This is a genomic window from Thermoflexibacter ruber, from assembly GCF_900113045.1.
GTDB classification, from domain to species: domain Bacteria; phylum Bacteroidota; class Bacteroidia; order Cytophagales; family Thermoflexibacteraceae; genus Thermoflexibacter; species Thermoflexibacter ruber.
This window is the reverse complement of the sequence record NZ_FONY01000023.1, coordinates 62,962-89,235: the sequence shown is the minus strand read 5'-3', so window position 1 is coordinate 89,235 and position 26,274 is coordinate 62,962. Positions and strand designations below refer to the sequence as shown.

Annotated in this window: 26 protein-coding genes and 1 tRNA gene; 6 read left to right on the top strand and 21 right to left on the bottom strand. The window is 37.0% G+C overall.

Annotated elements, in window-relative coordinates; all coding sequences use genetic code 11:
• The 7 genes from BM141_RS13520 to BM141_RS13495 all read right to left on the bottom strand — a co-directional run.
• Nucleotides 1-272, bottom strand: a 272-nt coding sequence (locus BM141_RS13520; RefSeq protein ID WP_091546438.1) for a hypothetical protein, incomplete at its 3' end; no start/stop codon positions are given.
• A 99-nt stretch (nucleotides 273-371) separates the two neighbouring features.
• A complete protein-coding gene (locus BM141_RS13515; RefSeq protein WP_091546434.1) occupies nucleotides 372-962 on the bottom strand; it encodes a Uma2 family endonuclease in 591 nt (196 codons plus the stop codon).
• Nucleotides 959-1,531 carry a Uma2 family endonuclease gene (locus BM141_RS13510; RefSeq protein ID WP_091546430.1) on the bottom strand — a complete coding sequence of 191 codons (573 nt, stop codon included), beginning with the start codon at nucleotides 1,529-1,531 and terminating at the stop codon, nucleotides 959-961. The genes BM141_RS13515 and BM141_RS13510 overlap by 4 nt, the downstream gene beginning before the upstream one ends.
• Nucleotides 1,528-2,100 carry a Uma2 family endonuclease gene (locus BM141_RS13505; protein WP_091546426.1) on the bottom strand — a complete coding sequence of 191 codons (573 nt, stop codon included), beginning with the start codon at nucleotides 2,098-2,100 and terminating at the stop codon, nucleotides 1,528-1,530. Before BM141_RS13505 ends, BM141_RS13510 begins: the two co-directional genes overlap by 4 nt.
• A gap of 72 nt (nucleotides 2,101-2,172) precedes the next feature.
• Nucleotides 2,173-2,613: a hypothetical protein gene (locus BM141_RS13500; protein ID WP_091546423.1), complete on the bottom strand. Its 441-nt coding sequence runs from the start codon at nucleotides 2,611-2,613 to the stop codon at nucleotides 2,173-2,175.
• A gap of 7 nt (nucleotides 2,614-2,620) precedes the next feature.
• Nucleotides 2,621-2,755, bottom strand: a complete 135-nt coding sequence (locus tag BM141_RS23670; protein ID WP_262509458.1) for a hypothetical protein — start codon at nucleotides 2,753-2,755, stop codon at nucleotides 2,621-2,623.
• A 118-nt stretch (nucleotides 2,756-2,873) separates the two neighbouring features.
• A tRNA-Asp gene (locus tag BM141_RS13495) sits at nucleotides 2,874-2,947 on the bottom strand.
• 287 nt (nucleotides 2,948-3,234) lie between these two features.
• On the opposite strand from BM141_RS13495, the gene BM141_RS13490 reads away from it, so the two are divergent.
• From BM141_RS13490 to BM141_RS13480, 3 genes are all read left to right on the top strand, one after another.
• Nucleotides 3,235-4,665: a CCA tRNA nucleotidyltransferase gene (locus tag BM141_RS13490; protein WP_091546421.1), complete on the top strand. Its 1,431-nt coding sequence runs from the start codon at nucleotides 3,235-3,237 to the stop codon at nucleotides 4,663-4,665.
• Between the two features lie 180 nt (nucleotides 4,666-4,845).
• A complete protein-coding gene (locus BM141_RS13485; protein ID WP_221407681.1) occupies nucleotides 4,846-7,035 on the top strand; it encodes a tetratricopeptide repeat protein in 2,190 nt (729 codons plus the stop codon).
• A gap of 85 nt (nucleotides 7,036-7,120) precedes the next feature.
• A complete protein-coding gene (locus BM141_RS13480) occupies nucleotides 7,121-7,897 on the top strand; it encodes a hypothetical protein (protein ID WP_091546416.1) in 777 nt (258 codons plus the stop codon).
• A 205-nt stretch (nucleotides 7,898-8,102) separates the two neighbouring features.
• Here BM141_RS13480 and BM141_RS13475 read toward each other — a convergent pair whose 3' ends face one another.
• From BM141_RS13475 to BM141_RS13435, 9 genes are all read right to left on the bottom strand, one after another.
• Nucleotides 8,103-9,272: a hypothetical protein gene (locus tag BM141_RS13475; protein ID WP_091546413.1), complete on the bottom strand. Its 1,170-nt coding sequence runs from the start codon at nucleotides 9,270-9,272 to the stop codon at nucleotides 8,103-8,105.
• A 461-nt stretch (nucleotides 9,273-9,733) separates the two neighbouring features.
• Nucleotides 9,734-11,161, bottom strand: coding sequence for a DUF6056 family protein (locus tag BM141_RS13470; RefSeq protein ID WP_177217382.1), 1,428 nt, complete (start codon nucleotides 11,159-11,161; stop codon nucleotides 9,734-9,736).
• Between the two features lie 15 nt (nucleotides 11,162-11,176).
• Nucleotides 11,177-11,875 (bottom strand): WbqC family protein, encoded by a 699-nt coding sequence (locus tag BM141_RS13465; protein WP_091546407.1) that lies wholly within the window; start codon nucleotides 11,873-11,875, stop codon nucleotides 11,177-11,179.
• Nucleotides 11,872-12,510, bottom strand: coding sequence for an acetyltransferase (locus BM141_RS13460; protein ID WP_091546404.1), 639 nt, complete (start codon nucleotides 12,508-12,510; stop codon nucleotides 11,872-11,874). Before BM141_RS13460 ends, BM141_RS13465 begins: the two co-directional genes overlap by 4 nt.
• Before the next feature lie 6 nt (nucleotides 12,511-12,516).
• Nucleotides 12,517-13,368 carry a class I SAM-dependent methyltransferase gene (locus BM141_RS13455; RefSeq protein WP_091546401.1) on the bottom strand — a complete coding sequence of 284 codons (852 nt, stop codon included), beginning with the start codon at nucleotides 13,366-13,368 and terminating at the stop codon, nucleotides 12,517-12,519.
• 20 nt (nucleotides 13,369-13,388) lie between these two features.
• On the bottom strand, nucleotides 13,389-14,180 hold the full coding sequence (locus BM141_RS13450) for a phytanoyl-CoA dioxygenase family protein (RefSeq protein WP_091546398.1): 792 nt from the start codon (nucleotides 14,178-14,180) through the stop codon (nucleotides 13,389-13,391).
• On the bottom strand, nucleotides 14,173-15,126 hold the full coding sequence (locus tag BM141_RS13445) for a glycosyltransferase family 2 protein (protein ID WP_091546395.1): 954 nt from the start codon (nucleotides 15,124-15,126) through the stop codon (nucleotides 14,173-14,175). The genes BM141_RS13450 and BM141_RS13445 overlap by 8 nt, the downstream gene beginning before the upstream one ends.
• Before the next feature lie 75 nt (nucleotides 15,127-15,201).
• Nucleotides 15,202-16,062, bottom strand: a complete 861-nt coding sequence (locus BM141_RS13440) for a ThuA domain-containing protein (protein WP_091546392.1) — start codon at nucleotides 16,060-16,062, stop codon at nucleotides 15,202-15,204.
• Nucleotides 16,063-16,081: 19 nt separating this feature from the next.
• Nucleotides 16,082-16,567 (bottom strand): SWIM zinc finger family protein, encoded by a 486-nt coding sequence (locus BM141_RS13435; protein ID WP_091546389.1) that lies wholly within the window; start codon nucleotides 16,565-16,567, stop codon nucleotides 16,082-16,084.
• A 200-nt stretch (nucleotides 16,568-16,767) separates the two neighbouring features.
• On the opposite strand from BM141_RS13435, the gene ruvX reads away from it, so the two are divergent.
• Nucleotides 16,768-17,187, top strand: a complete 420-nt coding sequence (gene ruvX, locus BM141_RS13430; RefSeq protein WP_091546385.1) for a Holliday junction resolvase RuvX — start codon at nucleotides 16,768-16,770, stop codon at nucleotides 17,185-17,187.
• A 26-nt stretch (nucleotides 17,188-17,213) separates the two neighbouring features.
• The gene (gene def / locus BM141_RS13425) at nucleotides 17,214-17,771 is read left to right on the top strand and encodes a peptide deformylase (RefSeq protein WP_091546382.1); all 558 of its coding nucleotides are present in this window, start codon (nucleotides 17,214-17,216) and stop codon (nucleotides 17,769-17,771) included.
• Between the two features lie 130 nt (nucleotides 17,772-17,901).
• Here the strand turns inward: def and metG are convergent, their stop codons facing one another.
• The 4 genes from metG to BM141_RS13405 all read right to left on the bottom strand — a co-directional run bounded on the left by metG (nucleotide 17,902) and on the right by BM141_RS13405 (nucleotide 22,333).
• Nucleotides 17,902-20,001: a methionine--tRNA ligase gene (gene metG, locus BM141_RS13420; RefSeq protein WP_091546377.1), complete on the bottom strand. Its 2,100-nt coding sequence runs from the start codon at nucleotides 19,999-20,001 to the stop codon at nucleotides 17,902-17,904.
• Between the two features lie 213 nt (nucleotides 20,002-20,214).
• On the bottom strand, nucleotides 20,215-20,979 hold the full coding sequence (locus BM141_RS13415; RefSeq protein ID WP_091546373.1) for a class I SAM-dependent DNA methyltransferase: 765 nt from the start codon (nucleotides 20,977-20,979) through the stop codon (nucleotides 20,215-20,217).
• A gap of 10 nt (nucleotides 20,980-20,989) precedes the next feature.
• Nucleotides 20,990-21,409, bottom strand: a complete 420-nt coding sequence (locus BM141_RS13410) for a hotdog fold thioesterase (protein ID WP_091546371.1) — start codon at nucleotides 21,407-21,409, stop codon at nucleotides 20,990-20,992.
• Nucleotides 21,410-21,424: 15 nt separating this feature from the next.
• Nucleotides 21,425-22,333, bottom strand: a complete 909-nt coding sequence (locus BM141_RS13405) for a hydroxypyruvate isomerase family protein (RefSeq protein ID WP_091546367.1) — start codon at nucleotides 22,331-22,333, stop codon at nucleotides 21,425-21,427.
• A 576-nt stretch (nucleotides 22,334-22,909) separates the two neighbouring features.
• Here BM141_RS13405 and BM141_RS13395 point away from each other — a divergent pair.
• The gene (locus tag BM141_RS13395; RefSeq protein ID WP_245764060.1) at nucleotides 22,910-24,364 is read left to right on the top strand and encodes an RtcB family protein; all 1,455 of its coding nucleotides are present in this window, start codon (nucleotides 22,910-22,912) and stop codon (nucleotides 24,362-24,364) included.
• Between the two features lie 49 nt (nucleotides 24,365-24,413).
• Here BM141_RS13395 and BM141_RS13390 read toward each other — a convergent pair whose 3' ends face one another.
• Nucleotides 24,414-26,219: a M61 family metallopeptidase gene (locus BM141_RS13390; protein ID WP_245764059.1), complete on the bottom strand. Its 1,806-nt coding sequence runs from the start codon at nucleotides 26,217-26,219 to the stop codon at nucleotides 24,414-24,416.
• Nucleotides 26,220-26,274 lie beyond the last annotated feature (55 nt).

Genomic DNA, 26,274 nt, shown 5'->3' with positions numbered 1-26,274 from the left:
CTACGTTCCAAAAGTTTAGGAAATAATGCTAAGTAGTTCTTCTTGACTATTTTATACCAAGCCTTCTCAGAATCGCAAACCATTTGACCGACAAGATTTAGACAAATCACTTCACTATCCGAAAAAGTTGGTTTAGGTCCCGAACGTTCAACTAACTGACCGACTTCTTTGTAAATTTCATCTATAATGAAAAAAGTAAGGGTCAGAAAATCTGATAAATTTAACTCTTTTATATTATCTTTGAATACTGAATCAATTGCGATTTGGTGCATAGGTTATCTCTTTTTATGGTTGCACCTTAGAGATAACCTTTTTTACTGAAAATTCCAAACTAGCACAATCGGTTAAGTGCATTTTTTTCTAAGGAAATGTTATTTTTGGGATATATTCTCTTCCTTTTCAAATACTACATGATGATAAATGTCCTCTACTAAAATCTCGCACTCCCCTATTTTTACTTTTTTGCCTTTATCACTGATAGATTTCAGTAACCAATCGTTTTCCGCAGTGCGAGTAAAAGTTTCTATTAAGACTTTTCTTGAGTCCACCAAAACGTATTGTTGCATACTTTTCAAGGTTTTGTAGCAAGCAAATTTTTCTACCCTGTCGTAGAGTTCTGTGCTTTCCGAAAGCACCTCTATTACCACAGTTGGGTTGAGCAAAACATCTATACCATACCTCTGCTCGCCCAAAGCCACTTTTTCGCAAACAATGCTAACATCAGCATAAACAAATTTCTCACACTCAGGCAAGGAAATCAATAAATCGCTGGGATAGACTCTGCACTTGCCTTTCCAAAGGCACTGTCCTAATAAAATAATCAGATTACTCACTATAGCATTATGCGGCTCTCTTGCTCCCGCCATCGCTACGATTTCCCCAGCATGGTACTCACTTTTGTACTCCGCTTGCGATTCTTGCAAAAGGTAATCATCTATGGAAATATGAGTTAGGGTTTTCATTGATTTTCAAATACTACATGATGATAAATGTCTTCCACTAAAATTTCACAATCCCCTATTTTTATTTTTTTAGCTTTGTCATTGACAGATTTCAGCAACCAATCGTTTTCCGCAGTGCGGGTAAATGTTTCTACCAAAACTTTCCTTGAATCTACCAAAACATATTGTTGCATACTTTTGAGGGTTTTATAGCAAGCAAACTTTTCTACCCTATCGTACAATTCCGAGCTTTCTGAAAGCACCTCTATCACCACAGTTGGATTGAGCAAAACGTCCATGCCATACCTCTGCTCGCCCAAAGCTACCTTGTCGCAAACAATGGTAACATCTGCATAAACAAATTTCTCACACTCTGGCAAGGAAATCAGCAAATCACTGGGAATTACTTGGCACTTACCTTTCCATAGACAAGTATTAAGCAAGTAAATCAAATTATTGACAACAAGATTATGAGGAAACTTTGCTCCTGCCATCGCTACGATTTCTCCTGCATGGTACTCACTTTTGTACTCCGCTTGCGACTCTTGCAAAAGGTAATCCTCTATGGAAATATGGGTAAGAGTTTTCATTGATTTTCAAATACTACATGATGATAAATGTCTTCCACTAAAATTTCACAATCCCCTATTTTTATTTTTTTGCCTTTATCACTGATAGATTTCAGTAACCAATCGTTTTCCGCAGTACGAGTAAAGGTTTCTACTAATACTTTCCTTGAGTCCACCAAAACGTATTGTTGCATACTTTTTAGGGTTTTGTAACAAGCAAACTTTTCTACCCTATCGTACAATTCTGTGCTTTCCGAAAGTACCTCTATCACCACACTTGGGTTGAGCAAAACATCTATGCCATACCTTTGCTCACCTAATTGCACTTTTTCGCAAACAATGGTAACATCTGCATAAACAAATTTCTCACACTCTGGCAAGGAAATCAGCAAATCACTGGGAATTACTTGGCATTTACCTTTCCATAGACATCTGCCCAATAGGATAATGAGATTTGCAACTACCACGTTATGAGGAAACTTTGCTCCCGCCATCGCTATGATTTCCCCAGCATGGTACTCACTTTTGTACTCCGCTTGCGATTCTTGCAAAAGATAATCTTCTATGGAAATATGGGTAAGGGTTTTCATTTCAATTTGAAAAGTTTGTTAGAAACAAATATACGAAATTTACTCCAAAAAATATTCCTTTAAATACAATCTTTATTCTTCTGCTCTTGCATGAATCATGGCATACATAGATGCCACAGAAAGAAATATTTGTATGCCTATGTGCGACCATATCATTAGCTTGGTGTGCAGGTCATAGAAAATTCTCATTTTCTCCTCAAAAAAGAAAAATGCAATCGTAATTCCCCAAGATAAAATACCAATGAGCGTAGCCAATACATAGCCCAAAGGTGTATTAGTTTGGAAAAAAAACAAAGGGAAAGTAAAGCCAAGCCCGTAAACGAGCCAAGTGGCATAGTTAGTTCCATAGAGCCAATCAAACATAAAACTCTTCTCGAACTCTACAAGGGGCAGTTCCCTATTGATAGTGCTTCCTACAACAAAAAAGACCAAAGTTGTATATAAAACTCCTTGCATAGGAGCAGTATAGGTAAACAAAAGTTCGTAGCTCTTACCTACGGTTTGTAAAATCATGCTGGGACTATCTTTCACTTATCACAAAAGTAAGCCCTATCAGCAAAGCAAGAACAAATAGCAAAGACAGATGATACAAGAGCAAGTAATGAAACCGCCAAGTAAGACCGATTTGTGCCATGAAAAGCAAATAGACAAGCATCGTCAAGTAATTTATAGTGTCCTTTAAGGAAAAAACTTGAGGTCGGTTCCTAAGATACTTTTAACAAAAAACATTAAACCTCATAACAAATAAGTTATGAGGTTTTTGAATCTTTTTGCGGAATGGACGGGGCTCGAACCCGCGACCTCCTGCGTGACAGGCAGGCATTCTAACCAGCTGAACTACCACTCCTTTATGCTGTTTTTTGCTTATCTGATGTGTTTTTCAGAAAAGTGATGCAAAGATAACAGCTTTCTTGTTTCCCTCCAAACATTTTTTTAAATTTTTTATAACAAATAAATCTAACAAGTCTATAAAAGCAGAATAAAGAGTGATTTAGACTAATAATCTAACAAACCTATCTTATTTGCTTCATGTTATTTATGGAAAATATTTATTAATTTTGCGTCTTGTTTTGCAAACATTGTAAGCATATTCTAAATATATTAGTAAAAAATCATTGATTTTCAGCACAAACAATGAATTTTAAACAATCATTACTTCAAAATCCTATCTTTCCTTTCATAGCAGAGGTAGCCCAAAAAAATCAGATTCCTGCTTATGTGGTAGGTGGGTTTGTTCGAGATTTGATTTTGAAAAGACCCTCTAAGGATATTGATATTGTTTGTGTAGGAAGCGGCATAGCCTTAGCAAATCAAGTAGCTGAGCATTATCAAAAAGAACACGAGAAAGAAGTTTCTGTAGCTACTTTTAAAAACTTCGGAACTGCTATGCTACGCTTAGGAGATTGGGAAGTAGAGTTTGTAGGGGCGCGAAAAGAATCCTACCAACGCCACTCCCGAAAGCCTATTGTGGAAAATGGAACGTTGGCAGATGACCAGAATCGCAGAGATTTTACGATTAACGCTTTGGCTATTAGCTTAAATGAACAAGATTTTGGAGATTTGATAGACCCTTTTGACGGCTTAGGAGATATAAGAAGGAAAATTATCCGCACTCCCCTCAATCCAGACATTACTTTTTCTGATGACCCGCTTCGCATGATGCGTGCTATACGCTTTGCCACTCAACTTTCTTTCGACATAGAACCAAGTACTTTCGAGGCAATTATCCGCAACCAAGAAAGAATCAAAATTATTTCCTCAGAAAGAATCTCCGAAGAGCTTAATAAAATTATTCTCACAAAGAAACCTTCTTATGGTTTTAACTTGCTTTTTGCTTCTGGCTTGTTAAAATTATTTTTCCCTGAAATGGTAGAGTTACAAGGAGCAGAGGAAATAGATGGCAAGACCCATAAAGATAATTTTTATCACACCTTAAAAGTCTTGGACAATCTTTGTGCTTATTCTGATGATTTATGGTTGCGTTGGGCGGCAATTCTGCACGATATTGCCAAACCTGTTACTAAGCGATTTGACAAAAAAGTAGGCTGGACTTTTCACGGACATGAGGAAAGAGGCGCGCGCATGGTGCCTGAGATTTTTAGAAAGCTAAAACTTCCTATGAATGAAAAAATGCGATTTGTCCAAAAATTAGTCCGCTTGCACTTGCGCCCTATTGCCTTAGTCAAAGAAGGAGTTACAGACTCGGCAGTACGGCGTTTGCTTTTTGAGGCAGGGGACGATGCTGAGGCACTGATGAAACTTTGTCGCGCTGACATTACTTCCAAAGACCACATGCGAGTCAAACGATACTTAGACAATTTTGAAAAGGTAGAGAAACGCATGGCGGAGGTAGAAGAACGAGATAAGATACGTAATTTCCAACCTATCATCACTGGCGAAATGATTATGGAAACTTTTAACTTGAAACCAAGTAAGGAAGTAGGCATGATTAAGGTACAAATCAGAGAAGCTATCTTAGATGGCATCATTCGCAACGAATATGAAGAAGCGTATCCCTTTATGATAGAACAAGCAAAAAAATTAGGACTATCCCCCATCAAATAAATAGTTCAATTTTTTTGTCGTTTTATCCTATTTTTTCATTTAATTGGCATTAAATTTAGTCTATAAGATAGTTATTTTTCATGTAAATTTTCTCTGATAAAATTCCCCCTTTTGAGATTAGCATAGAGTCAAGTTCTTCTCTACAACAAGTTGGATATGCATAAAAATATTACTTTATTCTTGTTTTTTTTATTGATAATTGCCTCTTTTTCTTTGTTACAAGCACAAGATGAGCAAATAGACCAAATTAAAAGTTTAAAAGAAACACTTTCGCATGTAAAAAATAAGCGTGCTGAGATGAATTTGAGCAATGAATTGGCAATGGCTTATCTATCTGCTAACTTTCCTGATTCTGCTATCCGCTATGCTAATCGTGCCTTAGACCTTTCTCATGAACTTATCTCTAATGATGATGAGTATCAAGCCCTCAATACGCTCAAAGCCTCTTTCTTACAAAAAGGTATGTACGAAAAAGCAGTGCTTTACGAAATCCAACTTGCCGCTTACTATGAAAAAATTAATGATGAAGCTAATCTGACCCAAACACTCAAAGAAATCGGAGATACGTATCGCAACGAAGGTGTATATGGTTCTGCACTCCAATACTATCTTTATCTGCTCAAGATACGAGAGGAAGAGGGTAATATGAAGGGCATAGTCAATGTGATGAATGACATAGGTATTGTTTTTCGCGAGCAGAAAAACTATAAGGAGTCATTACGCTATTTTATAGATGCCTTAGACCTGCTTAGGAAAAACTCAAATTTGGTAGAGGAATTAGGCGAAACTTATAGTAACATAGGCACAGCCTATTTTTACATGAATAATTACGATAGTGCAAGTCATTATTTTGATGAGGCTTATAAAATGAAAACTAAACAGGGGGACTTGCACGAAATCGCAAAGGCTATCAATAATTTAGGGTTAATTCAAAGAACAAGAGGGAATTACACAGAAGCAATTAAAAGGTTCACTGAGGCACTCAACCTTTTAGCCAACATCCATAGCGATGACTTTCTTACTACCAACATCATTTTAGACAATATTGGCAATACTTACCTCAAAGCAGGAGATTTGAAAAAAGCCTTAGAATATCACCAAGAGGCTCTGTATGTAGCCCAAAATGCACATATCAAGGAACGCATGATAGCCAGCTATCAAAGTTTGGTAGAAACCTACAAAGCAATGAATGACTACAAAAATGCCTACGAATATGAGCATTTATACAATCTTGCCAAAGATACGCTTTATACGATACAAACCGCCAAGCAAATCGCAGAGATGCAAACGCGCTACGACAGCGAGCAGAAGCAAAAGTCTATAGAAATACTTTCTAAGGAAAATGAAATCAATAGTTTAGAACTAAAAAGACGTAATCAGTTTTTGCTATTTTTAGGGGTAGGGTTGATACTTGCTGCCATTTTAGGCTTTGTGCTTTACCACCGATACAGGTTTGCTAACAAAGCCAATAAGCTACTGAAAATGCAAAAAGAAGAACTCTGGGAGCGAAAAATGGAGATTATGTCCCAAAGAGATGCCTTAGAGGAACAAAGCAAAGAACTCAGTCTTGCCCTTCAAGAATTAGACAAAAAAAATCATGCAGTAGTGAGCAGTCTGAACTATGCTTATAGGATACAAAGTGCTATTCTACCTCAAAAAAACGAACTTGAGGCTGTGCTTTCTGAGTGCTTACTCTTTTTCCAACCTCGTAGTGTAGTCAGTGGCGATTTTTATTGGTTGGGACAAGTTCCTAAATCCAACGGGGGACATAAAATCATTTTTACAGCCGTAGATGGCACAGGGCATGGTGTACCGGGCGCTTTTATGTCTTTGGTAGGGAGTAGCCTACTCAAAGAAATAGTGCATACCCGCCAGATTACCTCTCCTGAGCAAATCTTAATAGAATTAGACGAAGGAGTGAAAGAAACGCTTAAACAACACGACACACATAACCAAGACGGTATGGATTTAGCCCTCTGCGTAATCGATTACGAAGAGAATACCTTAGAATATGCAGGTGCAAAAAATCCCTTAGTGATGATTTTGGACAATGAACTGCACGTATTCAAAGGGGACAGATACGGCATTGGAGGTATAGATAAAGCCCATAGGCACAAGGATTTTCACAAGCATCTCATAAACTTGCAAAAGGGTGCTACTTTCTATATCTTTTCTGACGGCTTCCAAGACCAGTTTGGAGGAAACGAAGGCAGAAAGTATGGTCTTAAGCAACTCAAAGACTTCTTATTCTCTATCCATCATTTGCCTTTTGCAGAACAAGAAAAGAAGTTAGCAGAGGAACTCGCCGCTTGGCAAGGCACAAAAGAACACCAAACTGACGATGTGCTGGTGATTGGTTTTAGAGTATAATTCGTAAATTCCTAATAAAAATAGAGAATTGCAAGGTTTTTGCACTGTTTTCTAATAGAATTAAGATACTAATTATCCTGTTACAATGAAAAGGTTGTTTTTATTTATATGTATTATTAGCTCCTTAGCTTATAGTTGCTCCCTATTGAACGCACCTAAAATTGAGGAAATAGAAAAAGAAGGAACTCCAGAGAATGTCATAGGTAAGCTCAAGAGGCGTGCTATTTTCCCTAATTTAGATGCAAAAAATCCCATAGATGAATGGATTTATGAATACAACAAAGAAGGTGTTTTAGAAAAAATGACGCGATATGATGTCAATTCCTTACCCAAACGCATCATTAACTACACCACTTATGAGTATGACTCCGCCAAAAGATTGAAAAATGCTCAACTGTTTGCCCGAAATATCAATACTTCTTCTGGTTTTTCTCTCACCGAAGAAAGAACATATAAGTATAGCCCCGATAGTCTAAGTTTGCTTTTGGAAGAGATAGTAAGCAATCTGCAAAACAATACTTCTCGTACTTTCAGATATACTTACAGCAACAGAAGGCTAATTAGAATGACCAATCCTGCCCTAAACCCGCCGGGCTATGTTACTTTTGAGTATAATGGTGCAGGAAATAAATCAAGAGAAAATCGTTACTCACATCTGAATCTCATATACGAATACACTACCTTTACGTATAGCACTGACACTCTCTTGACTCGCTCCACTGTTTTTGACCCAGACAATAGTGTACGTACTATTATTTCCTATCAGTACAATAAAGATAGGAAACGTACTCTTGAGGAAGTAAGACAGCAAAAGCTGGCTACAAATCAGTCCAACTACATAGTGAGGTATGAATATTATTGATTCTGTAAATTTTTCAGTTCTGTGGCAGCGGAACTTCCACTTTTACAGAATCTAAGCCATAGTAATGAGCAAACATCTGATTGTACCAGTGCTGAGGCGTAGGGAACAAATCTTGCTTGAACAGCATAAATGGTTTGTAAAGATGCAGGTTTTAAGTTTGGGTATTCAGAAAGTTAAGCCCTTAAATGTGCGAACATTGGTTTTATTATGTATAGGATTCTGAATAAAATATTTTAAATATATATAAAAATCCGCTCCCCAAATGCGCCAAATAGCATACAAGTACTAAAAGTAGTTTAGGGGATTTTAGTATGTCTCTAAGTGTATTTTTTTCTATAATCTCCCTCCATAAAAAACTACCAATTACTAAAAATAAAATATAGTTGGCAATAATCAGTTGCCAGAAAAAATTGCCGTGATACATTCTTGTTCCTGTTTCATGAATCAATATAGCTATTAAAAAAGCAATTATAAAAGCTAAAATGGTGTATTGGAAGTAAATACTATTCTTTAGCTTTTGATAATATAAATAAATAAATAGTATAGGAAAGGCAATACTTATCAATATTTCTCTTAATATATTATTACTATACCTATTCCAAACTTTAAAGAAACCCAGCCCAATCCCATTACGGTTAGAAGAATTATCTGTGGTGAGGCTCATTTCATAGATAATATAGTATTCCACTAACAACATTAGCCCAAGTAAAAATACAATAGCAGTGATAGCTATTAGTTTTTGTTTTGTTTGATAATGAATAATCCCTAAGATGAAAAAGGAAGGCAAAAAAATGAATATAAAGCTCGGCTTGATAAGAATATTTAGTAGTCCTAAAAAAATGATAAAAGCACTTTGTTTCAGTTGGACTTCTTTGCTCTGAAGAAAAAGAATTGACTCTCTAAATAACCAAACAGCAAAAGGCAAGACAAATATGAGGGTAGAGTTATGCCAGATGGTAAGTCCTATCCGCCCTAATAACATTCGCTTATCTTCTATAGGGAAAAAAATAGGAGCTAAAAATAAGAGGGAGGAACAGAATATAAGTGCGTATGTATCATTTTTCGCTTGGGGGACTATATCTTTCAATAAGCTATAGCTGGTATAAAATTTCAACGTAACAGCCATAGCTAATACAAAAACAGCAGTATAATTAAGAACAAAAGTAGAGGTGCTAAATCCTGAACATAAATATAAGAAAGCATAATACAATGGTGGAATAAGAAAAGAACCTATTTTTAATTTAGCTACTAAAATTTCAACGTGTTCTTGTATGTCAGATATAATATTATTATAAATTATAAAGAAAAAAATACTAAAAGAGATAAGGTAAATAGTAATACCTAATAAAAAAAACCGTAATAAATTTTTATTCATAATAATTTTGATAATTGGTAATTTCTCTTTGTTTTAAATATTTTTACTTTTTATTCAATAGACTACTTTTCCAATCATATATAGTTCATTCATCTAAATTGTTACTGACTATTTATGGAACACAGATAATACTGATTTTACAAATAAAACACAGATTCTTTGAGTAATTCATCAGTGAAAATCCGTCTAATCTGCAAAATCCGTGTTCTAAAATTATTATCTAAAAAAATATCATCTATTTAACTCATTGATTATAAATAGGTAACAACTCTAATAATTATTCCTAATGTCGCAAAATTCAACCCCCAAAACCTTATAACCAAGTGTTGCTCTGATAAATGAAATACCTATAAGCATATTTGCTTTTGCTCGCAAGTTTCATAAAACTACACTTAAATTAACAAATGAACTCAAGAAACTTATAGTACTTATTCATAATCAATATTTTAATAAAAATGAATTTACTTTATCATTACTTCTGTGGCGTCTACTCCCTCAATCCTAACAGAATCTAAGCCGTAGTAATGAGCAAACATCTGATTGTACCAGTGCTGAGGCGTAGGGAACAAATCTTGCTTAAACAGCATGAATGGTTTGTGTTGAAGTGGTTTTAGTACTAAGTATTTCTGCCCTTGTTTTTTCTTTTGCATTACTTCCAGATGCCTTTGATTTCTCTCCTCATCATACTTCTTGGCAGTCTGACGCACTATGTCCTCAATTAACTTGCGTTCATTAGAGGCGGGAGTAGGAAATAAGATTAAGAGTGCGCCTATCAAGCACGCAATTTTGAGATAAGCAACTGATAAGTCTGATACCTCAGAAAAGAATTGATGATAATTACTTACTAAAAAGTACAAAGTCAAAAACCACCCACTTAAGAAAAATAGATAAGCCATGTCTATATGCCTGCCAGCGATATAACCTACTGTATATTGAGGTAAAAACATGAATGAATAACTAATACCTAAAGTAATAAAAAATAGAATTAAAAAAGAAATATTGGTAGTAGACATAGCTTTTTTCTGTACTGCGATGAGCATAAAAATAAAAGAAGATAAGACAAAAAAACTATTTGCAAACCAACGCGTTAGATAAGAAAAATAGGTTTTGGCAGATAATAAAAGATGGGCTATCAAATCTCTTTCTTGGCTCAAGCCCCCTCCCCTAATAAAATTACCCGGCGCAAAGAAAAATATACCGAATCCGACAAGAGCTACTGCCAATAAAATAAAGGAAGAAAAAAGTAGATGCCTATGTTTAAAAAATACATAAATGATAAGCAAACCGCAAGTTCCCAATGTAATTAAACCTATATTGGCGATGTGTCCTGTAGTGAGGACTGCAAAAAGCAAAAGCAAGCTATAATGGATAGAGAAAGATTTGAAAATGTACTGTTTTCTAAGCCAAAGAATTATCAGACCAACAAAAAGAATAAAAAGTAAATAACCTGCTTGGTAAGCAGAGGCAGACATGACCCAATAGATAGTTTCATTGGGAGCATCTATCTGAAGAAAAAATAGGCAGAAAGCTATCAACGCTCCCATAATTTTTTCGGTAAAACTAAATTTTTCTCCAAAAAAAATATGGAGCATAAAATAAAAACTACCTATAAAAAGTAAAATTATCAGTATAGGAACTATCTTAAAACCAATGACTTCCGAAGGTTGCAATAGGGCTTGGAAGAAAACACCTACATAAGCCCCCCCCCAAGTAAGATAAAAATCATAAACCAGTTCAAATATATTACGCCCTTGCATTTTCACATTCAATCCAAAATCATCTGAACAAGGGTGATTGTAAATACTTACCCACATCGCAGGAACGATAATAAGGATAAGCATACAAAGCAAGAAAATTAAACTTGAATGTTTATAAATAAGTTTGAGCATTAGATTGATAATGAGTTAATTATTTCTTATAAATAGATACTGACTTATCTCTGCTAAATTTACGTTTGCTAATACATCTATGACAGAAACCCCGTGCAAAAATGGACTGCAAAGTTGAGGGTATTCTTTGTAACCTATATAGCTTTTGTAAAGCAAATCTATGTTATTTTCTGCAAAAATGTGTTCCTTGCCTGCTAAATAGTCTTTGGCAGAAGGTCCTGAAATATAGCTGCTCGCTCCTACTTGCTTCAGTAAACTGACTAATCTCTCTACTCTATCTCCTTGCAAATCAAAGTTTTTAGAATCAATAAATTTTGTTTGTATTCCTACTATCCGAGCAATTTTTTCTATGAAATAGCGGTCTATGTCTATGAGTAACTCCCATTTTTTTTCTATATAAACTTCATGAATGAGTGGCTCGATTTGATGAAAGAATGGACTGCGCTTGTAAGTCAGATAAATAGATTTAAAATGTTGCTCTTGCCAAAAAGGATTCTCTATTCTTACCTGACTAATTTTTTGCTTTACAGCGTCTTTGTGAATAGGGATAGTCAGCCAAAACTCTCCATTTTTACCGTAGAGTTTATTTCTGTTTCGCCAATCGTTTTTGGTATATTGTACTTCATCGTAGTAAACAAATACATCTACCGAATTGATAATATCAAAATAACCTTTCCAAGGAAGGTAATTGGACTGTAACACAGCTACTCTCATCTCAATATCAAGCGTTTATTCAATATTTTTATAGGATTACCCACTGCTGAGCAGTTTTCAGGTATATCTTTATTGACCACACTACCTAAGCCAATCACTACATTTTTCCCAATTTTTACTCCATTAGAAATTACCGCTCCTGCCCCTACGAACGTACATTCATTTATCTCTACTTGACCGCAAACTGTTACGGAAGGAGATAGATAGCAACCATCTCCAATCTGGCTATCATGCGAAATTACTACTGAATTATTAATAAGGCAACCTTGTCCTATTTGCACTGATTTATCTATATTAGCCATAGGATAAATAAAAGAGCCTTTACCAATCATCGCAGAAGGATTGACAAAACATGAAGGGTGTATAAAAGAGGTTTGTTTTCTTCCAAGTGCCTGTAAATGATTCAGTATTTCTATTTTTTTCCCTAAATGCTTGTATCCTAAGCCAATAAAAAAAGTATAGTCGCGAAAGTTATCATGGCTGTAGTCATCAAAACGGTAAGCATTTGTTTCTGTCTTATCTTTTGCCAAGTTATCGTCAAAAAAGATAAAACTTGCTCTTGGATAAGCATTTTGAAGAAAGGCTTTGAACTGTAAGCCCAAAGCCCCTGCTCCTATGATGGCAAATTGGCTCATAGTGTCTTATTTTGTAGCGATAAAGCCAATGTATTTAAACAAATTCTTGCTCAAAGGCAGAGCTTTTTGCAAGGTTTCGTTCATCACTTCTGCGTATTTAAAACGCTCCTCTTTCGTATAGCTTTGGTCGTTAATGAGCGCACCTTGCCCAATAAACCAGTGATAAAAAAACTCTACTTTGGTAAAACCTACAGACTTTAAAGTAGCGATAAGTTCCTCGTCCCTAAAACCGCCTTGAATATTTTTCCCAAACTCTGCATGATTAAAGATTTCTTTGCTTACGCCAAAGTTTTTCTCAATATCTTCATCTTTATAAGTAACAGCCTCTATTTCACGCTTCACGATAAAGTCGTAGTTTCCGTTTCTGTCCAATTGATTTACTCCTTCCCAAAAATAATAATTAGGGTCTAAGTCTGCATAGAGCTTGCCACCCTCTTTCAAGGAGTTATAGGCATTGTGTAGGGTTGGGGTAATTTCGTACAAATGATGCAAAAATGAGTAAGCAGTAGCTACATCAAAGTAATTCACAGGGAGAGGTGCTTGCGCAGTATCCTCGTTAATTACTATAATTTCTGCATTGCCAGACTTATCTATGCGGTCTGTCATAGCTTTGGTAACATCTACCCCCCAAATCTCTTTTACATATTTTTTCCCAATATTTATCATAAAGCCTGTGCCGCAACCCAAATCGAGCATTTTTTCAGCATTCATTCCCTCTATGGCTTTTAAAAAATTGGCTTCTACTTTGGCTACATTCTCTGGGCGAAAATGAGGCTCACAAGTATTGTAATGCTCAGACATTTTGGAGTGCAAGGCAATATTTGCCTCTACTACTTTGGCATATATATTCTGTTCCATTGATTTAGTATTTAGCTTTATTATTCTGTTTTTTGCTTAAATTTTCTTAGTTCTGGTGGAGCGTAGTACTCATCATAGTTTGCAGGTACTTGTGCTAAAAAGCCTAACTTTTGTTTTGCTTGCTCTGATGCCCAACTCAAATCTATGTGGCTCATGGCTCTTGGAATATCTATCCTTTGTTTCATCCATGGACGTACCATGTTGATTGTGAGTGCGTGTCGCCATTGTTGCGTTTTATTATCGCCGCCTGCGTGCCAGATACGTGCATTAAAAAACCATACGGTACCTGCTTTGGCTATCAATCTTTTCCCTTTACTATAAAATTCTTCTTCTGAAGGCATAGCTTCTCTTTCTTGGGAGTAAGGCAAAAAGTAAGTAGCCCCGTTTTCCTCTGTAAAGTCATCTAATAAAATCGTTGCACCCATGTTAGTAATATAATTGGGAATGATGCGAGGGCTGTCCACATGAATACGACGGGAAAAATTAGTTTTATTAGGAGGCATAGACGAGGAGGTATAAGCATAAACGATGCAGCCCTCCCCCAAGACTGTGTTAAAAACTCCTGTTAATTTTTGATTATCAAACAATTCTACAAAAATACGGTCATATAAGGAGCAGAGCAAGACCATGCCGTAATCCTTGTAATCTGTTCCTTGGTGATACTCTGCCTCTTTGTTTATTGCTTCTTCTAAGGCAATTTTTGCTTTACTAACAAAATCTGGGCTAAGTACATCGGGAACGATAGTATAGCCCTGAGTACGAATTTCCTCTGCAAATTTGGATAGTTGCTCCTGTGTAAATGAATCACTCATTTTCTTTAAAATTTATTTTTTCCTGAACAATAAATAGAGGGCGGTTTTGTACTTCTTTCAATACCCTACCTATGTAAATTCCAGCCAAACCAATTACTACTATTTGCATTCCACCCACAAAGATAATAGCAGAGATGATAGAAACAAAACCATGCTGATACTCAATATAAAGTAGTTTAGTAATAATTATGGCTAAAACAGACAGAAAACCGATAATCGCAATCCCTATGCCAAGCAAAGAAATCATTTTCAAAGGCAAGTCAGAAAAAGAAACTATGGCATCTAACGCCATCAAAAGGCGTTTTTTAAAGTTGTAACTGGATTTCCCTTTTTTTCTTTCCTGATGCTTAATGGGGGTATAACCATGCTTAAAGCCAAGCCAAGACTCCAAACCGGGCAAGTAACGACTCTTTTCATTTAGAGAATTATAGGCATTTACGAATTTGCGGTTCATTACCCTCAATGTAGAAACATTAATAGGGGTATCGTTCCCTGTTAGCCTGTTCAGCAAGGTATTAAAAAAATAAGAAGTAATCTTATCTCCCCAACTACTAAAACGTTTTTCTCGTAGCCCAAAAACAATATCAAAATGATTATTTTTGATAAAATCCAATAGGATAGGGATTTGGTCTGGTGGGTCTTGCATATCTGCGTTCAACATTCCTACATACGCACCTTGTGCATGTAAATAACCACAGGAAAGAGCAATATGCTGACCAAAGTTTCTACTTAAATCTATGACTTTGACAAAAGGATACTTTTTTGCTGCTATTTTTAGGTTTTCTATAGAGTTATTCTTACTACCATCATTAACAAAAATCAGCTCTACAAACTCGCTAATGTCTTTGATATTCAAATAGTTTTGAAAAGTTTTTTCATATTCTATACAAAAATCTTCTACTAAGTAGCCATCATTGTAAATAGGAACGATGAAAGAATACAGCATTATGATAAAAAGTTATCTTGAAATCTAAAAAAAGCACAAAAATACCTGCATGCAATTAAAACGCCAAAAATTCTCTTATTGGTTTTTTCCCCACAAGACGACATTCTCAATCAACTTCACGAAATAAGGATTTTCCCATGCTTGTTTCCCGTGTCCTATGGAAGTGTAAAAAGTCTTTCCTCTGCCAGTCTGCTTGCACCACGCTACGGGGTGGTCTTTGCCCATACCAAAATTTTTATCTTTAACCAAAAAAGAGATATTCCCGCTTGGGTTAATCTTGTCGCCATCAATCCTATATATCACTTGGAAGCCTTTTTGGCGTGGATTTTCAAAGAATACGTACCACTCGTCTGTATGCGACCAAGTAGGCGGAATCTGAGCTGAGAGCAAAGAGTCGGCTTGACTGTCCAAGAAAATATCTGCTTTCTGGAACTGTGGGCTGATAGGGTGATGGGAAAATTTCGCTCCCATGAGATTTGCCTCATACCAATCCCAATGGTGTGAGTCGTCGCCTGCTCCGTGAATCCCTATGAGGCAACCTCCATTTTCTACGTATTTTTCTAAGGCTTTTTTTTGCTCATCATTAATGACTTCCCCTGTAGAGTTATTGAATATCACCACACTAAACTTTGCCAACTGCTCGGGATTAAAAACTCCTCCTGCCTCTGTTTCATATAAAAACCAATTATTTTTCTTTGCCAATTCAGCAAAAACACGTTTGGAAGCCTCTATAGACTCCTCATGCCGAAATCCTGTGGTCTTAGAAAACAGCAAAATTGATGCTTGGTCAGCAGGGAAAGTGATAGAAGGGGCTTCGGTTTCGTAAGAAACAGGAAATCCGTATTTCACTTTATACACGAAAAGCGATAACGCCCCTATTAATAGCAGGGCTATTACCAGCACGGTACCCAAAATAATTTTGATTACTTTTTTCATACGCTAAAAAATACTTGTTTTACTCTCTCTTTTCTTTAGCTCTCCTACTGATAAATTGGATAAACTCATTTTGCAGTTGGTCGTTTTGCAAAAGTAACTGGTGCAAAAACTGGGCTTTGAGTTCTGTTTTGGTGATGAAAAAAATCTCCTCAAAAGTATAAGGATAAGACGGCGGGCTTTCTTTGTTGAGTGCATGGTTGATGTCTGCTTCCTCTGCCACAATTTCATATTCGCCATCTAAAATTGCTAAACCCATCGCTACACAGTGCTTACAAATCCCCCCCATCTGATAAGTGCAGTTACAAGTGAAGTCCAAAGCATGACCATCTACCACTAATCTGACATCATAGGTAGAAGTCCCTTTGACCTTGCCCTCAAAAATATTTTTTTTACCGATGACTTTTTTGACACTCCCTCGGTCATAATAATCGCTTCCTCGTTCAAAACTTGAATGAGTAGCTAATAACTTCAAATCTGCAATATCAAAGGATAGTTTAGGTTGCATTTTAGTATGAACTTAAATCAAAAAATAAGTGCTTGATATAAACTAATCACGAATTTACATTTATTTGCAAATTTAAAAAAACTTAATTTTTTTTCTATTAAAAAGTGAAAACAAGTATAAAAATACAGTTTTGTGATTTTTGCTACTTTTTGTCAAGGGATTTCAACGATAATCTTTAATTTTGCCAAATTAATTTTTTAATGGGCAGAATCATCGGCATAGATTATGGCACAAAAAGAGTAGGAGTAGCGGTTACTGATGCACTTCAAATCATTGCTACCGCTTTGGATACAGTTCATTCCAAAGATATTATCGCTTTTCTACAAAAATATGACAAGGAAGAGGGAATAGAATCTTTCGTATTAGGAATACCTAAAAAATTGGATAATTCTGATACCAATAATACTGCTCACGTGCAAAACTTTAAAAAGCAGCTACAAAAGGCTTTTCCAGAGAAAAAAATTTTTGAAGTTGATGAGCGATTTACCTCCTCCATTGCCCAACAAAGTATGATTTTAGGGGGAGTGAAAAAAAAAGAGCGACAAGATAAAGCCAAGGTAGATAGGATTAGTGCTGTACTGATTCTGCAATCGTACTTAGAAATGAAAAACAACTTATAATTTAATTTTCAATCATAAAGTTTACAATGATATACCCAATAGTAGCCTACGGCGACCCTGTGCTAAGAAAGGTAGCACAAAATATTGATAAGGAAGGAAATACAGATATAAAAAAATTGGTGGAGGATATGTTTGAAACCATGCACTCCGCTAATGGGATTGGGCTTGCGGCTCCTCAAATAGGACTGAGTCTGAGGCTATTTGTCATAGATGGGAGTGGAACAGAAGACGAGGAGATTAAAGATTTCAAACAAGTTTTTATCAATGCCGAACTCTTACACGAAGAAGGAGAAAAGTGGGCTTTTGAGGAAGGTTGCCTGAGCATTCCCAATATCAGAGAAGATGTGATGCGACCTGCTAAGTTGCGTATTAGGTATTATGACTTAGATTGGAACTTGCACGAGGAGGAGTACGAAGGTATGAAAGCCAGAGTAATCCAACACGAATATGACCATATTCAAGGCATACTATTCATAGACCACCTCTCTGGTTTGCGAAAAAGGCTCTTGAAAGGCAAACTGAACAATATTTCTAAGGGAGAAGTCAAAGTAGATTACAGAATGAAGTTTCCCGTAAAAAGATAACTTTGATGGTAGTTCTGATTTTCATTGGCATTCAAGAAAAAACCGCTCTTTGAGTGAGTGTCTGACAGTTCCACTGTGGCTTGGAAAGTCAGACCTACAAAGAAGCATACAAAACAATCTACCGTTAAGTTTAACTTACTGTACTTCCATTCATTACTGCCTCGCTTGGGTGCAGGAATCTTAGCTTTCCATTTCCATCTAAAGCGGTCAGAATCATGCCTTTGGATTCTATCCCACGAATGACTCTGGGGGCTAAGTTTGCCAACAAGGTGATTTGCTTGCCTATGATTTCCTCTGGCTTAAAGTGTTCTGCTATTCCACTCACTACGATTCGGGTATCTATCCCTGTGTCTAATGTTAGTTTTAGGAGTTTATCTGCTTTGGCTACTTTTTCTGCGGCTACTATGGTGGCTATGCGAATATCTAATTTTGAAAAATCATCATAGTTAATCAATTCTTTTTGTGGAATTATTTGCTTTGAAATTACTTGATGTTGTTCAGGATTGTTTGATGTTGTTATTTCTTGCCTATTGTTCATTGTTTGTTGTTGATTGTTAGCTGGTTGGTGAAGTTTAGCAATTTGCTTCTCTATGACCTCATCTTCTACTTTTTCAAAAAGTAGTTCAATCTTATTTACAGTTGTTCCTACTTTTACTAAGTTGGTTTTCTTTGCCTCTTCCCAGTTTGCTTTTCCGTCTAAACCTAACATTTTTTCCAGCTTTTCTGCAGTTCTTGGCAAAAAGGGTTTACAAAGAATACTCAGATTCCCAATGATTTGCAGAGAAATATTCATAATAGTTCCTATGCGTTCAGGATTGTCTTTGATTTTCCAAGGCTCAGTATCTGCCAAGTACTTATTGCCCAAGCGGGCTACGTTCATCATTTCTGCTAAAGCATCTCTGAAGCGGAAGTTTTTTATCAAATCACCGATTTTATCAGGATAGCTTACTAATTCTTCTAATACCGACTTGTCATAGTCAGAAAGTTCGCCCAGAGGTGGAACGACCCCATTGTTATATTTGAAAATCAGGTTATTAGGTCTATTAACAAAGTTTCCAAAAATGGCTACCAACTCGTTGTTGTTTCTTGCTTGGTAGTCTTTCCAAGTAAATTCGCTGTCTTTGGTTTCGGGCAGAATAGAACCCAACACATAGCGTAAAACGTCTTGCTTATCAGGAAACTCGTCTAAATATTCGTGTAGCCAAACCGCCCAATTTCGGGAAGTAGAAAGTTTATCGCCTTCTAAGTTCAAAAATTCATTGGCAGGCACATTGGTAGGCAAGATAAATTCTCCATGAGCTTTGAGGATAATAGGGAAAATAATGCAATGGAAAACGATATTGTCTTTCCCCACAAAGTGATATAGCTCTGTATCAGGGCTTTTCCAATAGTCTTCCCAGTTTTTCCCGTGTTGCTTTGCCCATTCTCTGGTTGCTGAAATGTAACCAATAGGGGCATCAAGCCAAACGTACAGCACTTTCCCATCTGCTTCTTTCAAAGGCACAGGCACCCCCCAGTCCAAATCTCTGGTCATTGCTCTGGCTTGTAAGCCACCTTCAATCCACGACTTGCATTGACCGTAAACATTTGTTTTCCAAAGATTTTGCTTTTCTTTGACTATCCATTCTTTGAGCCAATCTTCGTACTTATTCATGGGCAAGTACCAATGTTTCGTTTTTTTCAAGACAGGTTTGCTTCCACTCAAAGTAGAGTGTGGATTGATTAAATCCGTAGGGCTGAGCGAACTGCCACACTTTTCGCATTGGTCGCCGTAAGCATTTTCATTCCCGCACTTTGGGCAAGTCCCCATGATGTAGCGGTCAGCCAAAAACTGATTGGCTACTTGGTCAAAATACTGCTCAGATTCCAAGACCTCAAACTCTCCTTTCTCGTGCAATTTCAAGAAGATAGCTTGGGAAGTTTCTGTATGAATAGGCTCGGAAGTGCGGTGGTAAATATCAAAAGCAATCCCAAAGCGTTCAAAAGCAGACTTCATGATTTCGTGGTACTTGTCTATGATTGCTCTGGGGGTAGTGCCTTCTTTTTTGGCTTTGATGGTGATAGCCGCCCCGTATTCGTCGCTCCCACAAACATAAACGACATCTTCCCCTCGCAAGCGAAGGTAACGCACAAAAATATCGGCAGGGAGGTAAGCACCCGCAATATGTCCTATGTGCAAGGGACCATTGGCATAAGGTAAGGCAGAGGTAACGGTATATCTTTTTGGCATCTTTTCTTTCTAATGATGAATTATAAATGATTAATTATGAATGGGATACAAAATTATTCATAATTATTAAGTACAAATTTATGAAAAATTTACCTCAGTACACAATTTTTCTGCGAGTGAAAACTGATGCGAAAAGCCCCTATCTATAAAAATTAGTCGTAAAAAACTAAATTTTACTTGCCTGTGTGCCTTTCTGCTGTATTTTTGCTAAACCTACTTCTGCACAAGCATCACAATATGCCAAGTTTGCGCATCTATGGTGGTCAGGCTTTTATCGTATCCTCCAAACCATATCTTTGTTTTGAAGCCATTGTGTGCTACAAACGAAAGCATTTCCTGTAGCTGAAAAAAGCGATTGCGTTGGGTTTCGCTGAGGTGTGCAAAAGTGCCATTGCTGAACAGTTCGTAAATGGAATAATTCACTGTACTTGTACTACTTGGAATGTCTATGGTAGTTTCAGAAATACGGAGAATTTCTCTATCAACTAATTTCCATTTTTTTACTCTTACCGGGTCAAAACTTTTGAGCATGGCTGGAGCGTGCCAAAACTCAAAAATGAACAAGCCTCCTACTTTCAAACTTTGGTAAACTTTATTAAATACAGAGTTAATAGCCTCATTGGTAAGTACATAACCAATAGAATCAAACAAGCAGATAGCTACATCAAATTCATTTTGGAAGTTCAGGTTTCGCATATCTCCTACCTGAAAGGTGATTTTTGAGTCATGCTTTTTTGCCTTCTCTCTTGCTTGTGCTATCATATCTGTCGAATAGTCAAAAGCATGAAGTGCATAGCCGTATTTTTCTAATAAAAAAGCATGACTACCAGTGCCACAAGCCAACTCCAACAATTTTTTGGAGGATTCTCTGCCAAACTCTATAATGAGTTGATGCACAAAATCAGCTTCTTGTTGGTAGTTTTTTTCTGAATAAAAAATATCGTACAGTTGGGCATGCCTACCAAGATAAGAACTCATGTTGTAAGTTTTATATTTTCAATACCGCCAAAGTCAAACGACTGATACAAACTAATTTACCTTCTTGGTTGGTAATTTTTATTTCCCAAACCTGTGTACTTTTTCCTAAGTGCAAAGGAAGTGCTTTACCATAGACATAACCTTCTTTGACGCTTCGGATATGGTTAGCATTAATGTCCAAACCTACACAATAGTGGTTATCGTCCGGCAGAGCCAACCATCCCCCGATGCTTCCCAAGGTTTCAGCAAAGGCAACCGAGGCGCCTCCATGCAAAATACCCATAGGCTGATGAGTACGGTGGTCGACGGGCATTCTGCCTGCTATATAGTCTTCGGTAATTTCAGTAATTTCTATGCCCAAAGCATTCGCCAAAGTCTTCACTGGTCGTTGGTTTATAGCTTCTGCGGTAGCTTTCAAATGTAATTTCATATTTATCAGTATGCCTTATTTAAAGTTATCTACTTCTTTGTACGCCCTGATGAGTGCTTCTTCTCCCTCTTTGCCCGGTTTAGCATTGCCGTGTTCCATACCTAATACGCCTTTGTAACCCCTATCATAAATATATTTAAAAATATTCTTGTAGTTCATCTCTCCAGAGGTAGGTTCTTTGCGTCCAGGATTGTCGCCGATTTGGAAATAGGCTATCTCGTCCCAGCAAAGTTCTATATTTTTGATAATTTGACCTTCGTTGCGTTGCATGTGGTAAGCATCATACAAAATCTTACAAGAAGGACTATTCACTGCCTTACAAATCATGTAGGTTTGGTCTGAGTTTCGTAAAAATAACTCTGGTGTATCGCTTAATGGCTCTAAGACCATAATGAGCCCGTGTGGTTCAAAAATCTCTGCCCCTCGGCGCAATGCTTCAATCACATTAGCCGTCTGAATACCTATGGGCAAGTTGCGGTCATAAAAGCCGGGTACTACTGTCATCCACTTGGCATTCACTCGCTTAGCTGCTTCTACAGAAATCTTACAAGTTTTAACAAAATTGTCTATAAATTCTTTTTTCCCTGAGGTCAGTGAAATTTTCCAGTTATCGCCGCCATCTACTACGAATACCCCCATAGTCATTCCCAGCCTTTGGAGTTCCTTTCCTAACCTTTCTTGTACCTCTACTGTTCTGCCAAGCAAGCCATTATCTTCTAAGGCTGTAAATCCTTGGTCTGCCATAAATTGTAACTCTGCAAAAATATCATTGCCTGCACTGTTTCTGAACATGCCGAAGTGCGGAGCATAATTCAGGTTAAACTTGTGCTTGCCTGTATTTTTCTCTTCTGCAAAAACAGAAGAAGCGGTTGCTCCCAAGGCACTGACTGCCAAAGTATTTTTTACAAAATTTCTCCTTTTCATATTTACTTTTAGTGTTGTATTAAGTCAATTATTTCATTAATTTTCAAGAATTAGACTGCTTTCGGGAATGTTTTTTTATCACCTCACCCCTCCAGTTGCACTACGCCCCCTTCTGGGAAGGAAGTCAAAATATTGATTCTCATAAAGCCTTTCCTCTGTGTGGAAAGATGTTTATTGAAAAACGGCGCAGAGTACTTTGCATTAGCTCCTTATTAAGCTCTTTTTCTATTGCTACCTTCGCTAAGGACAATTTACGCCTATTTTCTGCTACTTTTGCCTTGGCAAGAGCGATTCGTTGAGTGTATAATTTGGATTGCCTTTTCTTGGTTTTTAAACCTCCAATCCCTTTACTACTCAAAATAATTGCCTGACAATGACTATGGGAAAGGTTATTTTTCCCATCTTTGTAAGCAAATTTTAGCTCCTCGAGTTAGGCTTCAGTAAAAAGTTTGCTATATCTTTTTACTTTTGACATAATGCAAAAATATACAAATATTGTAAAATTCGCTTTAATTTGCATAATTACTTATAAAAATTTTTCATTAAATTTATTTTTCATTAAATTTATTTTAAAATTTGTCTAAAAAACTTAATAACAATGAATTAAGAGCTATTGGCTTTTATTCTGAGGCTCTATTAGAGCAAGCAGGCAGATTTGCTAAAAACTTAATCAAAAACAAAATTCTTGGGAAAGAAGAAATATTAGCGAAGTATCGGGCTTTGATTAGTAATCCTGATAGCTTCGCAAGTGATGCTATTTTTGCAGAAATAGCCCAATTAGTTAAAGAGTTACAGCCCATAGAAGACTCGGTAGGACTTAAAGCAACTGCCTTTGAACTAAAAAAAGAAGTTCCCGAGTACAAAATTTATGGCATTGAAAATATTGATAAAGAGGCGATTAATCAAATGGACAATGCAATGCGTCTGCCTATTACCTTGGCAGGTTCGCTCATGCCCGATGCTCACGTAGGGTATGGCTTGCCCATAGGAGGCGTATTGGCTACCAATGCTAATGCTGTGATTCCCTATGCAGTAGGCGTGGATATTGCTTGCCGTATGTGTTTGTCAGTCTTTGAAATGGACAATCACTATTTGGAGCAGAAAAGCCAAATGTTAAAAAACTTTCTGGTGGAAAATACGCTTTTTGGCATAGACGGAAGGTTTGCTAAACCTATGCCTGATGAAGTTTTTGACAAGCCAGAATGGAATGCTACAAAAATTATCAAAGACCTCAGACACAAAGCAGAAATGCAAATAGGAACTTCTGGCACGGGTAATCACTTTGTAGAATGGGGAATTTTAGAAATAAACAAGGAAAGCGAAGACTTAAAACTGCCCACAGGGAAGTATTTGGCTCTCTTGTCGCACTCAGGTTCAAGAGGTTTTGGAGCGAGCATAGCCAACTACTATTCCAAGTTAGCTATGGACAAAACAAAACTTCCCAAAGAAGCAAAGCACTTAGCATGGTTAGATTTAGAAACAGAAGAAGGTCAAGCCTATTGGATAGCGATGAATCTGGCGGGAGATTATGCCTCTGCCAATCATCACCAAATCCATAAGAAAATGGCTAAATCCTTAGGAATCAAGCCACTGCTCATGGTAGAAAATCATCATAACTTTGCATGGGAAGAGAAATTAGCTGATGGTACACCTGTCATTGTTCATCGCAAGGGGGCTACTCCTGCGGGCAAAGGGGATTTGGGCATTATCCCCGGTTCTATGGCTCAGGCAGGTTTTGTAGTCAAAGGCAAAGGAGATTTTTCTGCGATTTATTCTGCCTCGCATGGGGCTGGCAGGCTCATGTCGCGCGCTCAAGCAATGAAAAACATCACTAAGCAAGACATCAAAAAAGTATTGGCTGATAAAGGAGTTACACTCATAGGTGGGGATTTGGACGAAGCCCCTATGGTATATAAAGATATTTACAAAGTCCTTGAGAGTCAAAACGATTTGGTAGAAATTTTGGCAAAGTTTACACCTAAAATTGTCCGCATGGCAGACCCCGACCCCAAAGGAAGGCGAGAAGATTAAAAAGCGAATCCAAATCAAACAGAGTTGGTGGATTCGCTTTTTTGGGTGATTATCTATTCCCTCCTATCCACTTATTGAAAATTCTGCGTTGTTTTTCAGTGGGGTTATCCACTACGGTAATTTGGTAAGAGTTACTGTTGTTGTCGCCCAAAACTATTTCTAAGGTTTTAATTAAGCCATCTCTTGCGATGAGCAAGCTAATTTTATCTCCTATTCTTTTCTTGTTGATATGTTGGTTTATTAGACCTACGCTGAGTCTTTTGCCGTCAATACCCAAAATCTCATCGTTTACATTCAGCCCATATTTATAGGCAGCAGTGCCTCTGCGGACACTTTTTACTATGATTTTACCGCCATTATCTTCGTATCTTGCCCCTAAGTTTACTTCCTTATCTTTTTCTACTACCAATTTCAAGCCCGCATAATTCAAGAAGCGGTTATAATCTATAGTTTCTGTACCATAAATATATTTTTGGAAAAAATCATCTAATTTTTCCCCTGCTATCAGTTCTACAGCTTTTTTAAATTCTTCTTCTGTGTAAGGACGGTTGAGTTTTTTATAGTATTCTTGGTACAGGTAACGCATGAGGTCGTCTAAGTTTTTCTCTCCATCGGAGTTATTTAAAATCAACAGGTCAAACATAGCGGCTATTCTCGCCCCAGAGCCATAGTAGGAAATAGTAGTATTCCCTGAGTTTTCGTTAGGGCGGTAGGCTTTTATCCAAGCATCAAAACTGGATTCGGTCAGGGCTTGTACTTTACTTCCCGGTGAATTTTCGTGGTTGTTGATAAGGTCATTGATAGCATTGACAAAGCCTGTGGGAGTAGAAAAACCTGCCCTGCGCGGTATCAAGTTGTCATAGTAGTCAGTAAAACCTTCTGCTATCCAAAGTTGGCGAGTATAGTTCTCATTGTCATAGTCAAAAGGACCTAAAGGAGTAGGACGCAACCTTTTTACATTCCAAAGATGAAAATACTCGTGGGCTACTAAGGAAAGAAAACTAAAATACCCTCCGTTGGTATCGTAGCGTTGGCGTTCTACGATGAGTGCAGTAGAGTTCAGGTGTTCTAAACCGCCTCCACCTTGATTGGTATTATGCACGATGAAAGTATAATCCTTGCAAGGATTTTCTCCAAAAACTTTGATGGCTTCCTCTGCAATTTTTTTTACGTCTGCCACTAATAGATTGGCATTGTAATCTACTCCTTCACCGTACATGGCGATATAATGAGGAATATTGTTTAAAGTAAATTCTAAGATACGATGATTGCCTACTTCTATGGGCGCATCTGCTAAAATATCAAAGTTTTCGGAGGAACGCACCCACTTGTTAGAACCGACTTGGGGCAGACCTGTAGAAATTTGCTGCCAAGATTTGAAAGGTTGGATAGTTACTGTAGAGGCTAAATTGAGGTAGCTATCAGGGTACATAAAAATACTACCCCCATTCAGGAAAGCATGGGAGTCATCTATAAAACTTGTCCGTACAGAGTGTTCGTAAGCATATACCTTATAACTAAAAATAACATTTTCAGTTTTTTCTAAAAAAACTCTCCAAGTGTTTTTAGAAACTTTTTGAACTTTGAGGCTCTTTCCTGCAAGGTCTTTGGCTTGTTCTGCTTCTACATTTTTGGCAAACTCACGTACCAAGTACGACCCAGGTGTCCAAACAGGCATCTTAAAGTCTATGTAAGGCTTTTTGATGCCTTCTAATTTGATTTCAACCTCGCAGTAGTGTGTATGAGGTTCAGGAATAGCTACTGTGTAGGAAAGTTTTTGTGAAAACGCTATAGATGTAAAAAAAAGCAATATAAAAAGAATACTGCTTTTAGGTAAATAAATAGATTTTTTCATGGAGTTATAATTTATGGTAAAGAGTATTTTTACTTACAAAAATCGCAAATCACAC